Source organism: Stenotrophomonas sp. Steno-Z4, from assembly GCF_056393145.1.
Genome location: NZ_JBWJPC010000001.1, coordinates 526,897 through 539,745, shown reverse-complemented (window position 1 = coordinate 539,745; position 12,849 = coordinate 526,897). Strand labels below are relative to the sequence as shown.

General features: G+C 67.8%; 8 protein-coding genes. 3 read left to right on the top strand and 5 right to left on the bottom strand.

The features are described 5' to 3' along the window. Window positions 1-28: 28 nt before the first annotated feature. A complete protein-coding gene (clpB, locus tag AC06E7_RS02410; RefSeq protein ID WP_217538581.1) occupies window positions 29-2,614 on the top strand; it encodes an ATP-dependent chaperone ClpB in 2,586 nt (861 codons plus the stop codon). A 52-nt stretch (window positions 2,615-2,666) separates the two neighbouring features. Here clpB and AC06E7_RS02405 read toward each other — a convergent pair whose 3' ends face one another. The 3 genes from AC06E7_RS02405 to AC06E7_RS02395 all read right to left on the bottom strand — a co-directional run bounded on the left by AC06E7_RS02405 (window position 2,667) and on the right by AC06E7_RS02395 (window position 6,519). After that, window positions 2,667-3,290: a hypothetical protein gene (locus tag AC06E7_RS02405; protein ID WP_478062808.1), complete on the bottom strand. Its 624-nt coding sequence runs from the start codon at window positions 3,288-3,290 to the stop codon at window positions 2,667-2,669. A 13-nt stretch (window positions 3,291-3,303) separates the two neighbouring features. Continuing rightward, window positions 3,304-3,918, bottom strand: coding sequence for a hypothetical protein (locus AC06E7_RS02400; RefSeq protein WP_426804991.1), 615 nt, complete (start codon window positions 3,916-3,918; stop codon window positions 3,304-3,306). 120 nt (window positions 3,919-4,038) lie between these two features. Beyond that, the gene (locus tag AC06E7_RS02395) at window positions 4,039-6,519 is read right to left on the bottom strand and encodes a M13 family metallopeptidase (RefSeq protein WP_478062807.1); all 2,481 of its coding nucleotides are present in this window, start codon (window positions 6,517-6,519) and stop codon (window positions 4,039-4,041) included. 211 nt (window positions 6,520-6,730) lie between these two features. Here AC06E7_RS02395 and AC06E7_RS02390 point away from each other — a divergent pair, with 211 nt between their 5' ends. Continuing rightward, a complete protein-coding gene (locus tag AC06E7_RS02390) occupies window positions 6,731-8,032 on the top strand; it encodes an O-acetylhomoserine aminocarboxypropyltransferase/cysteine synthase family protein (RefSeq protein WP_426804989.1) in 1,302 nt (433 codons plus the stop codon). Window positions 8,033-8,078: 46 nt separating this feature from the next. Here the strand turns inward: AC06E7_RS02390 and AC06E7_RS02385 are convergent, their stop codons facing one another. Beyond that, window positions 8,079-9,983, bottom strand: a complete 1,905-nt coding sequence (locus AC06E7_RS02385) for a M28 family metallopeptidase (RefSeq protein ID WP_478062805.1) — start codon at window positions 9,981-9,983, stop codon at window positions 8,079-8,081. A 278-nt stretch (window positions 9,984-10,261) separates the two neighbouring features. Between AC06E7_RS02385 and AC06E7_RS02380 the strand changes: the two genes are divergently transcribed. Then, window positions 10,262-11,149 carry an AraC family transcriptional regulator gene (locus AC06E7_RS02380; protein WP_478062804.1) on the top strand — a complete coding sequence of 296 codons (888 nt, stop codon included), beginning with the start codon at window positions 10,262-10,264 and terminating at the stop codon, window positions 11,147-11,149. On the opposite strand, the gene ybaL is transcribed toward AC06E7_RS02380, so the two are convergent. Continuing rightward, window positions 11,146-12,846 (bottom strand): YbaL family putative K(+) efflux transporter, encoded by a 1,701-nt coding sequence (gene ybaL / locus AC06E7_RS02375; protein ID WP_068853771.1) that lies wholly within the window; start codon window positions 12,844-12,846, stop codon window positions 11,146-11,148. The two genes, AC06E7_RS02380 and ybaL, sit on opposite strands and share 4 nt — an antisense overlap. Window positions 12,847-12,849: the final 3 nt, after the last annotated feature.

The window sequence follows — 12,849 nt, the reverse complement described above, 5'->3', positions numbered from 1 at the left end:
CCAGCGGCAACATATCGAGGACACCCCCATGCGGATGGACAAGCTCACCTCGCGTTTCCAGCAGGCGCTGGCGGACGCACAGTCGCTGGCCGTGGGCCGCGACCACAACATCATCGAACCGGTGCACGTGCTCACTGCGCTGCTCGACCAGCAGGGCGGCAGCACGCGCCCGCTGCTGGCCCAGGCCGGGGTCAACGTGCCGGTGCTGCGCGAGCGCCTGAGCGAGGCGCTGGACGCCCTGCCGAAGGTCTCCGGGCAGGAAGGCAACCTGTCGATCGGCAATGACCTGAACCGGCTGCTCAACAAGACCGACAAACTGGCCCAGGAGCATGGCGATGCGTTCATCGCCAGCGAGTGGTTCGTGCTGGCCGCGCTCGACGATGGCGGCACGCTGGGCATGGCGCTGCGCGCTGCCGGTGCCGACAAAAACAAGATCGACGCGGCCATCGACAAGATTCGTGGCGGCGAAAGCGTGCAGTCGGAAAATGCCGAAGAACAGCGCCAGGCGCTGGAGAAGTACACCATCGACCTGACCGCGCGTGCCGAAAGCGGCAAGCTGGACCCGGTGATCGGGCGCGACGAGGAAATCCGCCGCACCATCCAGGTCCTGCAGCGCCGCACCAAGAACAACCCGGTGCTGATCGGCGAGCCGGGCGTGGGCAAGACCGCCATCGTGGAAGGGCTGGCCCAGCGCATCATCAACGACGAAGTGCCCGAGGGCCTGCGCGGCAAGCGCGTGCTGTCGCTGGACATGGGCGCGCTGATCGCCGGTGCCAAGTTCCGCGGTGAGTTCGAAGAGCGCCTGAAGGGCGTGCTGAATGACCTGGCCAAGAGTGAAGGCCAGATCATTTTGTTCATCGACGAACTGCACACCATGGTCGGCGCGGGCAAGGCCGATGGCGCGATGGACGCGGGCAACATGCTCAAGCCGGCGCTGGCGCGTGGCGAGCTGCACTGCGTGGGTGCCACCACCCTGGACGAGTACCGCAAGTACATCGAGAAGGATGCCGCGCTGGAGCGCCGCTTCCAGAAGGTGTTCGTGGGCGAGCCGAGCGTGGAAGACACCATCGCGATCCTGCGCGGGCTGAAGGAAAAGTACGCGGTACACCACGGGGTGGAGATCACCGACCCGGCGATCGTGGCTGCGGCCACGCTGTCGCACCGCTACATCGCCGACCGCCAGCTGCCGGACAAGGCCATCGACCTGATGGACGAGGCGGCCTCGCGCATCCGCATGGAGATCGACTCCAAGCCGGAAGAACTGGATCGCCTGGAACGGCGACTGATCCAGCTGAAAATCCAGCGCGAGATGCTGAAGAAGGAAAAGGACGACGCCTCGCGCCAGCGCCTGGCCGACCTGGAAACCGAGATCGATGCGCTGGAGCGCGAGTTCTCCGACCTGGACGAGATCTGGAAGTCGGAGAAGGCGGCGCTGCAGGGCACCACCAAGATCAAGGAGCAGATCGAACAGGTGAAGCTGGAACTGGAAGCGGCGCAGCGGCGCCAGGACTTCGGTCGCATGAGCGAACTGCAGTACGGCCAACTGCCGCAGCTGGAAAAGCAGCTGCACGCGGCGCAGGAAGCGGAAAACACCGAGTTCAAGCTGGTCCAGGACCGGGTCACCGCCGAAGAAATCGCCGAAGTCGTGTCGCGTTGGACCGGGATTCCGGTCAACCGCATGCTGGAAGGCGAGCGCGACAAGCTGCTGCGCATGGAGGACGTGCTGCATGAGCGGGTGGTGGGCCAGGAAGAGGCGATCAAGGTCGTCTCCGACGCGGTGCGCCGTTCGCGTGCCGGCCTGTCCGACCCGAACCGGCCGAGCGGCTCTTTCCTGTTCCTGGGCCCGACCGGCGTGGGCAAGACCGAGCTGTGCAAGTCGCTTGCCGAGTTCCTGTTCGACAGCAGCGACGCCATGATCCGCATCGACATGAGCGAGTTCATGGAAAAGCACAGCGTGGCGCGGCTGATCGGTGCGCCCCCGGGTTACGTGGGCTACGAAGAGGGCGGTTACCTTACCGAGGCCGTGCGTCGCCGCCCGTACTCGCTGATCCTGCTCGACGAAGTGGAAAAGGCGCACACCGATGTGTTCAACATCCTGCTGCAGGTGCTGGACGATGGCCGCCTCACCGATGGCCAGGGCCGCACCGTGGACTTCCGCAACACCGTCATCGTGATGACCTCCAACCTGGGCTCGCACCAGATCCAGGACATGTCCAGCGATGACAGCCCGGAGGCCTACACGCAGATGAAGGCGGCGGTGATGGGGGTGGTGCAGGCGCACTTCCGCCCGGAGTTCATCAACCGGCTGGACGACATCGTGGTGTTCCACCCGCTGGACAAGGTGCAGATCAAGCAGATCGCCCGCATCCAGATGCAGGGCCTGGAAAAGCGGCTGGCCGAACGTGGCCTGCGCATCGAGGTCAGCGATGCGGCGTTCGAGCTGCTGGGCAACGTCGGCTTCGATCCGATCTACGGTGCCCGCCCGCTCAAGCGCGCGATCCAGGCGCAGCTGGAGAACCCCTTGGCACAGAAGATCCTGTCCGGCGACTTCGTCGGCGGCGATGTGATCCAGGTGGATGCGGCCGAAGGCCGGCTGGCATTCGCCAAGGGTTGAGTGGCGATGTGATCCAAACAGAAGGCCCCGGTTTCCCGGGGCCTTTTTTTCGTTACTTGGCGACGAACTTCAGCGGCCCCTTGTAATCGGGCCACGAGATGGAGCGCTCGTCGCGCACGTTGAGCGCGACCGGCTCGGCGGGCGCTGCCGTGGTGTCAGCGCTGCCTTCCACCGCCACGGTGGTGAACAGCGTGGGAGTGAAGAAGGTGGCGAACAGCGTGCGCTCTTCGTCGACGATCAGCGGCTCCATGGTCATCGTGGTGGTCTTGCCGGCCTCCACCGTGAATGACAGGACGTCCGGGTTCACGTAGGCACCCTTGGCCAGCACTTTCTCCACGCTGAAACCGGTGTGCGGTTCGAACCCGACCGTGGTGAGGCGGTAGGTGCCGGCGGGCAGCTGCAGCGTCTGGGTGCTGCCGTAACGGGTCATGTAGTTCACATCGAAATCGACGAAGCGCTTGTTGAGCAGGGTGACCACCATCTGCCCATCACGCAGCCCCCACTCGATGCCGCCGGTCTTGAGCTGCGATTCGATCTTGGGCTTGAGTGCCACTTCGGAACGGAACGGCTTGAGATCCAGTACCAGCGTACCGGTACCGGTTTCGGATTCGGCCGAGCTGGTGAAGCTGCCCAGCAGCAGCACCGAAGCCAATGGAAAACGGATGGCAAAACGCATATGTCGTCCTTGGTCAGCGTGGAATGAACTTGATGGGGCCGCGGTAATCCGGCCAGGCGGTGGAACTGTTGTCGCGCAGGGTGACTGCTTTACGCCGGGGCGCTGCGCCGCCCGGTGCGTCGCCGTCCGCGCTGGACACGCTGGCGAACAGGGTGGGGATGAATACCGCCGGGTTGAGGGCGTCCTCATCCATGATCACGGGCCCCACCCGCACGGTGACGGTCTTGCCGGCTTCGATCGTGAAAGACGCCACGTTGCGGTTCACGAAGGTCGCCCGGTCCAGCAGCCGCTGTTCGCTGTAGCTGCGGCGGGGTTCCCGGCTCACGGCGGTGATCCGGTAGGTACCCACCGGCAGCTGCAACGCGTGCCGGTACCCATAGCGGGTGGTGAAGCCGTAGTCGAAGTCGAGGTACCGGGTATCGACGACGGTGAGCACCAGTTCGTTGCCCTTGATGCCCCAGTCCACGCCGCCGGTGCGGATCAGTTCCTGCAGTTCCTTGCTGAGCGGTACTTCCGATTGCAGCTTGTCCACTTCCATGACCAGCGTGCCGGTGGCCGTCTGGGCCAGGCAGGCGAAGCTGCCCGACAGCAGCGCAGCCGCCAGCAGTGTGCGTAAGGCAAAGCGCATGTTCCGTCCCTTGGTGACAATCGCAGGGACCCCGCCCCTGCTGCGACGTCGCCGGAAGCTTCCCGGGCGACCGTCGCGGAGTATGCACGTTCAGCTGGCAGTTTGTAATGTGAGTTGGAGCTAGAGGTAGGCGACCCGCTCCGAGGCGTTGCGGGTCATGGGGGCTCCGGGCGGGCACTGGAACGCGTGTGCGTAGGCGGGCATGTTGGCCGGGCCGACGTCCGCGCGTGGGGGGCCGAAGGCGTGCACGTCCGTTTCCACGTCCCTCTGCAGGCGTTCGCGGGTCCGCATCTCCCGGTACAGCATGCCCCAGCTGAGGAAGAAGCGCTGTTCGCGGCTGAGCCCGTCGATCATGGGATCTGTCTCGTTGCGGTGGGCGAATTCCAGTGCGTCCAAGGCGATCGCCAGGCCGCTCAGGTCGGCCAGGTTCTCATTGGCGGTCAGCCGCCCATTGAGCGGCAGTCCGTCCACCTGCTGCTGGTCGAACTGCGCAGCAAGCTGCGCGGAGATCGCGGCAGCGCGCTGCCGGTCGGCATCGCTCCACCAGCCCTGCAGGCTGCCATCGAGCCCGAACTGGCTGGATTCGGCCGAGAACGCATGTGAAATCTCATGCCCTATGACCGCGGCGATCGCGCCGTAGTTGAGCGCGTCGTCTGCTTCCACGTCGAAGTAGGGCGGCTGCAGGAGCGCCGCGGAGAAGGCGATGTCGTTGTTCATCACGTCGTGGTACGCGTCCACGGTCTGCGCGGTCATGCGCCAGCGCGCGCTGTCCACCGGCGCGCCCAGGCGGGCCAGTTCGTTGCGCTGGGCGAACGCGGTGGCCGCGCGCAGGTTGCGCAGGTAGCCGCAGGACTCGGTGTGCAGCCCGGACCAGTCCGGCCAGCGTTCGGGGCGGCCGATGCGCGGCCGGAACGTATCGGCCTTGAGCAGCGCGGTGGCGCGCGTTTCGGGGTCCATCCACGGCACCACCGCCAGCCGTCGCTTCAGCGCAGCCATGATCTGCTCGATCAGGGCGATCGCCCGTGCCCGGGTTTCCGCCGGCAGCGCGACCGGAACGTACAGCTCGCTCAGCGCTTCACCGGCCACGCGTTCGATGGCGGCCAGGACCTGCTTCCAGCGTGGCGGCATCGCATCCTGGCCCTGCAGGGTCCTGGCGTGGAAGGCATGGTGGGCGCGGACGAAGTCGTCGCCCAGGAACGGGCTGGCCGAATCGAGGGTATGGAAGCGCAGGTAGGCGCGCCATGTGGCCGGTTCTTCGTTGGTCAACGCGCGCCCCACCGCCTGGTGGAAGGCGGGCGTGGCCAGCGAAAAGCGGTCCGGCGGGGCCACCCCCAATGCCTGGAACAACGCACTCCAGCGGAACCCGGGGGTGAGCGCATCCGCCTCCGGCACCGTCAGCGGATGATAGAAGTGGGTGACGTTCTCGTTGAGCTCGTCCCACGGCGCTGATGCGTCGGCAAGGCGTCGTTCCAGCGAGAGAACCGCATCGGCCTGGCGCTCGGCCTCGGCCGGCGCATCACCGGCCAGCCGCAGCACGTGCGCGACATGCGAGCGATAGGCGAGAGCGGCCTGCGCGTGTTCGGTGTCCAGATAGTAGTTGCGGTCCGGCAGCCCAAGGCCGCCCTGGAAGGCGTAGGGGATCTGGCTGTCGCGCGCGTCCATATCCAGGTCGACGCCGAACCCGAACACGGGATTGAGACCGACCGCCGTGAGCGCGTGCAGATGCGCCTCGATGGCCTCAGGCGTCTGCAAAGCGTCGATTGCCGCAAGCTCGGCCCGCAACGGTGCGATGCCGTCGGCATTGATCTGGCGCTGGTTCATGCCGGTGCGCCAGAGATCGGCCACGATCTTCTCCACGTGGGTTGGCGTGTCCAGGTTGGCGGCCTGTTCCACCACCCGCCGCTGCAACGCCAGCGAACGTTCCTGCAACATCGTCGGCATGTTCCACAGCGACTGGTCGGGTGGCCGCTGCTCCGTCGCATGCCAGCGGGAATTGATGTGTGCGTACAGCGACTGGCAGGGCGGGTGGTCCGGGTCGATGTCAGCCGGGTTGAAGCGCAGCGGCGCCGGCAGGCCATCGGCGGTCTCCGGCGTCTGGACCTGCGAGTCGGCGGCAGGGAGACCCGCGAAGCGGGTAGTGCACTCGTCCCGGGCTGCGCGGTGGCCAGCCTGGTAGCCCAACCACCCGCCGACGAGCGCACCGCCCAGCGCGGTGACGGCGGCACCGGCGAGGAGTTGCGGACACTGGCGGGGTCGCGACAGGCAGCCCGCAGCGGTCGCTGAAGCAATCCCGTTCAATGGCTCCTGCGCCGGCACGGCCAGGTACGCCTCGCCCCGCGACGCGCCCGCACCAGGCAGCAGCGCCGGCCGTACCGGCGGCGCCGAATCCGCGCGCGCCGTGGCCGACGCGGACGCCGGTACGATCAGGCTGGAGAGCGCGGCGAGGGTGAGCACTCCCGCGTTGCCCACGCGCAGCAGCGGTGGATGGGCGCTACCGAACCGCTGGTGCCGGGCGTGATCCTGCGCGGGCTGTTGGCCGCGCAGCGACCGATGAAATTCGCCCACGCTGCGGCGGTGTTGTTGTACGGCATCGGCACGCATGGCGTGACCTCCACTATCAGTCGTGCGGGAGCCTGCCGTCGCAGGCGGAGCGCGATCATGACCACGGGCGCGCAGAACGCACATAGGAGTGGTACGAAACGCACCCTGCACATCACCACAGCGACGGTACTCATGAGCAACCGGCATGACAGGGCGCGGCGGGGCTCGGCTATGGTGCGTTTTCGCACGCACCGTGCGCGGAGACCTCACGATGTCGGAACCGGACACCTCGCTGCCGCCGTGGAAAGCGGAAACCATCGCCGTGCATGGCGGGTATCGCCCGGACCCGACCACGCGCGCGGTGGCGGTGCCGATCTACCAGACCGTGGCCTACGCGTTCGACGATACCCAGCACGCGGCGGACCTGTTCGACCTCAAGGTGCCAGGCAACATCTACACGCGCATCATGAACCCGACCACCGACGTGCTGGAGCAGCGCCTGGCGGCGCTGGAAGGCGGCATCGGCGCACTGGCGCTGGCGTCGGGGCAGGCGGCCATCACCTATGCGATCCAGACCATCGCCGAGGCGGGGGACAACATCGTGGCGTCGAGCGCGTTGTATGGCGGCACCTACAACCTGTTCGCGCACACCCTGCCGCAGTTCGGCATCCAGACCCGGTTCGCCGATTACCGCGATCCGGATGCGTTCGCCGGCCTCATCGATGACCGCACCAAGGCGGTGTTCGTCGAATCCATCGGCAACCCGCGCGGCAACATCACCGACATCCAGGCGGTGGCCGACATCGCGCACGCGCACGGGGTGCCGCTGATCGTCGACAACACGGTGGCCACCCCGTACCTGCAGCGCTCGTTCGATTTCGGCGCGGACATCGTGGTGCACTCGCTGACCAAATACCTGGGCGGGCACGGCACCAGCGTCGGCGGGGCTATCGTGGATTCGGGCCGGTTCCCGTGGGCCGAACACAAGCAGCGCTTCCGCCGCCTCAACGAGCCGGACGTGAGCTACCACGGCGTGGTCTATACCGAGGCGCTGGGTCCTGCGGCCTACATCGGGCGTGCCCGGGTGGTGCCGCTGCGCAATACCGGCGCGGCGCTGTCGCCGTTCAATGCCTTCCTGATCCTGCAGGGCATCGAAACGCTGGCGCTGCGGCTGGACCGGATCAATGCCAACGCGCTGGCGATTGCCGGTTTCCTGCGCGACCACGCCAAGGTGGCGTGGGTGAACTACGCAGCGCTGCCTGACCACCCTGAGCACGCGCTGGTGCAGCGTTACCTGCGCGGGCATGGCTCGGGCGTGCTGACCTTCGGCCTGCCGGGCGGCCGCGCGGCGGGTGCGCGCTTCCTGGATGCCCTGCAGCTGTTTACCCGGTTGGTGAACCTGGGAGATGCGAAGTCGCTGGCCACCCATCCGGCATCGACCACGCACCGCCAGCTGGACGCGACGGAACTGGAACGCGCCGGGGTGAGCGAAGACACCGTGCGGCTGTCGATCGGCATCGAACACGTGGACGACCTGCTGGCCGATCTGGAGCAGGCGCTGGCCAAGGCGTGAGGCGGGACCACCCCGGCCGGTGCGGGCCGGCCGGGGTGGGTTTTCATCAGGGCGCCGGCGCGTGCAGCCACGCGTCGAGGGCGTTCTCGATCACGGCGAGCGCGGCCATGGCGCGACGCGGGTCGACCTGGTCGAGCTGGTCGTGGCGGTTGTGGATGTTGGCCATCGCGCGTGACAGCGGCAACGCCTTGTAGGTGTGCATGGCGTGTTCCATGGCGTCCATCCGCGTTTCCATCGACTGGGTCTCATCCGGTCCCAGGGTGCCATTGAGGTAGTGCTCGAACCGGCTCCAGTCCACGTCCGCATTGGCCAGCCACAACCGTGTACGCGCCTGCTGCATGTCGCGTTCAAGGGTGATGTCGGCCGCATCGGCCAGGTTCATTCCCAGCGCCGGCACGCCGTCGCGCTGGAAGGGAATATGGTCGGACTGCATTACCCAGCCCGTGCTGTCATGCACGGTCAGCCCGACCTCGCCGGCAGCCGCTTCGAGCAGCCCACGCAGCTGCGCTTCGGCGGCGGTGACCGGAGCCGGCGGTGGCTGCAGCGCACGCGAATCTCCGTCCATGTAGAAGTGGTGGCGGTCCGAGCCGGACAAGGTCATGCCGTCGCCGCGCCCGGTCATGTCCAGGTTGAGCGCCACATCGGGGCAGCTGGCCTGCGCCAGGCAGTGTTCGACGAAGGCTTTGGCGCCGAGCATGCCGTGCTCCTCCAGATCCGACACCAGCAGCTGGACGCGAACGCCGTCCGGCAGCGTTGCCGCGCCCAGCTTCCGCGCCAGCGCCAGCAGTGTGGCCAGCCCGGTGCCGTTGTCGCTGGCACCGCTGGAGCCTTCGCGCGCACCGGTCATGTCGCCATGGGCGAGCACCATCAACGTGCGTCGTGGGGTGCCGGCGCCGGCAAACTCCAGCATCAGATTGCAGCCGTTATAGGTCCGGTCGAAGCCGAAGGAGTCGCGGGTGCTGCCGGAGAACGGCAGCTGCTGCAGCGTGTGCCCGTCGCGCCGGAACAGCGCACGAAGCGTGTCGAAACGCGCGATGTTGGCGGCCACCTCGCGCTGTGCACCGGTCATGCCCGGCTGTTGTGCCTCCAGCGTGGCCTGTGCGATCTGCTCCAGATCCAGCTGGAAGCACGCCTGCGCCGGGCTCACCACGCTGCCCAGCAGGTCCGCCGCCCAATCCACCCACGACAGCACGGGCGCCAGTGCGGCCGCGTCGGCACCGGCGGGCCAGCCGCCGTGCGTGTGCGTTTCAGCATGGCGGGCCACGCCCAGCGTCACCATGATCTGCCGACGGGTGGCTTCCGGTAGTTCCTGCAGCAGCGACCGGATCGCCGGGGCGGTACAGGCCGCCGCATCGGTGCCGCAGTCGCGGACGATCTGCAGCAGCTGCATGCGCTGCTCGTCCGGCAGCAGCGCATACAGCGACTGCGGCAGGGACGGGGATGACTCTCGCGACGCTTCGGTGCCGGCTGCGGGCGCAGTGGAACGCCCCAGTGCGTAGCCCAACACACCGCTTCCTATCGTGCTGGCCGTCAGCGCTCCGTAGGTCAGCAGGCTGGCGGCCAGCGTCTGCGGACAGTGCCGGGGGGACGCGATGCAGCCGAGCGTGGCGCCATTGGCGATATGTTCGAGTGCGACCACGGGCGCCGTTGGCGCATCGCCGAGCATCGGCACGGCCTGGTGGTCGATGCCCCCCTGCGCACCCGCGCCCGGCAACGGTGCCGGGTTACCGGAAGGCAGGCGGGCACTGCGCGCGGGCACCTGCCCCATGCTCATCGCCGAAGACAGGGCCAGTGCGGCGAGCACCCAGTGCTGGCGGTTGCCGATGGTCAACGGTTCGAGACCTCGCCGCAACGACGGTGGCGGCTGCAGTCCGCGCGGCTGCAGGTGACGGGCGACCTCATTGGCGAAGCGACCCTGGGCGTGGCGTGCGAACGGGATGTCGAGCGGCATATCTACCTCCTCGTTGAGGGACGCGGTAGCCGCTGCGGTGCAGGTGGCGGGGCGCCGGTGCGATGCACAGTGCACGCGCGCGCCGGACTTGCCCATGGGAGTAGTTGCGTTTGTCAGAACCGCACCGGCTTCCGCAACGCGGTGCTCAGTACAGACCGGATCGCCATCACACTGGATGGCGGCGAACCGCTACGATCCGCCCTCAGGTGCGCAAGATCCGACACGCGCTGCGGCGCGCGGCGAGTCACGCTGCAGTCCTGTCCCGCAAGGAGCCCGCCATGAGCCGCCTCGTCCAGGTCCGTCAACGCCACGGTATCGACCGCGTCATCGCCCACCTGCAGGCCTGCCTGCGCGCGGGCGATCCTCTGCCCGAACTGGAGGGACTGGCGACGATAGCGCACCAGTCGCCCTATCACTTCCATCGGCTGTACCGCGCGCTGACCGGCGAAACCCCTGGGCGCACCGTGCTGCGTCTGCGCCTGGCGCAGGCCCTGCACCTGCTGGGCAAGCCCGGCAGCCGGGTGACCGACGTGGCCCTGCAGTCGGGCTACGAGAGCCCGCAGGCGCTGGCACGCATCTGCAGGCAGATGCTGGATGCGACGCCCAGCGCGCTGCGCGACGATCCACAGCTGCGCGCGCAGTGCCAGCAGCGCCTGGTGCTGCCGGCCGCGGACAATGCGCAGGCCGAGCCTGCCCTGCAGGTACGGGTGCTCACCCTGGAACCGTTCGACGTGGTGGCGCTGCGCACCCGCAGTGCGTTCGACGATCTGGACCAGGCATTCGGCCGCGTGTTCGCCTGGGCAGCGGGCGCAGGGCTGGCCGACCAGCTTCAGCAATTGATCGGAATCGCCCTCAACGATCATCGCGACGTGCCGGCGCAAGCCTGCGAATTCGACTGCGCGATGGGCTTTGGGACGGGTGTGGCGGCACCGCCGCCGCCGCTGCGGGTGCTGCGGCTTGGCGGCGGCGACCATGCGGTGCTGCGCCACGTGGGCAGCTACGCCGGTCTTGAAGCCGCCACCGACGCGCTGCTGCGGCAGTGGCTGCCCGACAGCGGGCGCGTGCTGCGCGACGCGCCGTTGTACTACCACTATCTGGACGACCCGGAGGACGTCCCCGAGGCGATCCTGCGCGCCGATATCTGCGTGCCGCTGGCGGCCCGTTAAACCACCGGAATGGTGTGCTTGCCGATGTTGCGGTAGGGCGGGGTGGCCATGACCATTTCGGCCAGCGAGTACGCCAGTTCGCGTTCGGCCATCACCGTGCCGTCGGCGCCGTGTTCGAGCAGGTGCTTGACCTCGGCGTCGCTGTGTGCGCGCGCCAGCAGGGTCAGGCCCGGGTTGAGCGCGCGCAGCTTGGCCAGGGTTTCGCCCGCCTCCAGCGGCTGCGGAATGGCCAGCACCGCGATCTTGGCGCGTTCGGGATGGGCTTCGGCCAGCACGCGGTCGGAGGCGGCACTGCCACGGATCGCCGGCAGCCCGGCGGCGTGTGCTTCGGCCACATGCTCCTTGTTGTCATCGATCACCAGCACCGGCACGCCGCGGTCACGCAGCACCTGCGCCAGCGCGCTGCCGACCCGGCCGTAGCCGATCACGATGGCGTGGTCGTGCAGGTCCAGCGAGGGGCCGGGCGGCAACTCGGTTTCCACGGCGGCAGCGGGGGTTTCCTGGTGCTTCACCAGCCAGCGGTCGAGCAGGCCGAACACCAGCGGGTTGAGCATGATCGAGATCAGCGCACCGGCCAGCACCAGGGCCTGGCCGGTGGGCGGCAGGATCTTCAGGCTCACGCCCAGGCCGGCGATGATGAAGGCGAACTCGCCGATCTGCGCCAGGCTGGCCGAAATGGTCAGCGCGGTGCCGTTGGGGTGGCCGAACGCACGCACGATGAAGAATGCGGCGGCGGACTTGCCGAACATGATGATGGCGGCGGTGGCCAGCACCTGCCACGGGTGTTCGACCAGGATGGCCGGGTTGAACAGCATGCCCACCGAGACGAAGAACAGCACCGCGAAGGCATCGCGCAGCGGCAGTGAATCGTTGGCGGCCTTGTGGCTGAGCTCGGATTCGTTGAGCAGCATGCCGGCGAAGAACGCGCCCAGCGCGAACGACACGCCGAACAGCATGGCCGAGCCGAACGCCACGCCCAGTGCGATGGCCAGCACCGCCAGGGTGAACAGTTCGCGCGAGCCGGTGCCGGCGATGCGCTCCAGGATCCACGGAATGACCCGGCGGCCGACCACCAGCATCACCGCCACGAACAGGCCGAGCTGCACGAAGGTCCAGCCGATGCTGGCCAGCACGCTGCCGACGGTGTGGGTTTCATTGGCCGCATCCGGGCCGAACACGCCGGCCAGCACCGGCATCATCACCAGGGCCAGCACGCAGGCCAGGTCTTCGACGATCAGCCAGCCGACCGCGATCTTGCCGCGCTGGGTTTCCAGCAGGCGGCGTTCTTCCATTGCGCGCAGCAGCACTACGGTACTGGCGGTGGCCAACGCGAAGCCGAACACCACGCCGTGGATCACCGGCCAGCCCATCAGCCAGGCCAGGCCCCAGCCCAGCAGGGTGGCGACCAGGATCTGGCCGACCGCGCCGGGAATGGCGATCGCCTTGACCGCCATCAGGTCTTTCAATGAGAAGTGCAGGCCGACACCGAACATCAGCAGCATCACGCCGATTTCGGCCAGCTGGTTGGCCAGCGCCTGGTCGGCGACGAAGCCGGGAGTGAACGGTCCTACGCAGATGCCCGCAACCAGGTAACCGACCAGCGGAGACAAACGCAGCTTGTTGGCCAGCGCACCCAGGATGAAGGCGAGCCCAAGGCCAACGGCGACGATGTTGATCAGGTCGGTGTCATGGTGCATCGG

Bases quoted from the DNA above. Each gene is read 5' to 3' on its own strand.
- clpB (WP_217538581.1), top strand. From the start codon at position 29: ATGCGGATGGACAAGCTCACCTCGCGTTTCCAGCAGGCGCTGGCGGAC.
- AC06E7_RS02405 (WP_478062808.1), bottom strand. From the start codon at position 3,290: ATGCGTTTTGCCATCCGTTTTCCATTGGCTTCGGTGCTGCTGCTGGGC.
- AC06E7_RS02400 (WP_426804991.1), bottom strand. From the start codon at position 3,918: ATGCGCTTTGCCTTACGCACACTGCTGGCGGCTGCGCTGCTGTCGGGC.
- AC06E7_RS02395 (WP_478062807.1), bottom strand. From the start codon at position 6,519: ATGCGTGCCGATGCCGTACAACAACACCGCCGCAGCGTGGGCGAATTT.
- AC06E7_RS02390 (WP_426804989.1), top strand. From the start codon at position 6,731: ATGTCGGAACCGGACACCTCGCTGCCGCCGTGGAAAGCGGAAACCATC.
- AC06E7_RS02385 (WP_478062805.1), bottom strand. From the start codon at position 9,983: ATGCCGCTCGACATCCCGTTCGCACGCCACGCCCAGGGTCGCTTCGCC.
- AC06E7_RS02380 (WP_478062804.1), top strand. From the start codon at position 10,262: ATGAGCCGCCTCGTCCAGGTCCGTCAACGCCACGGTATCGACCGCGTC.
- ybaL (WP_068853771.1), bottom strand. From the start codon at position 12,846: ATGCACCATGACACCGACCTGATCAACATCGTCGCCGTTGGCCTTGGG.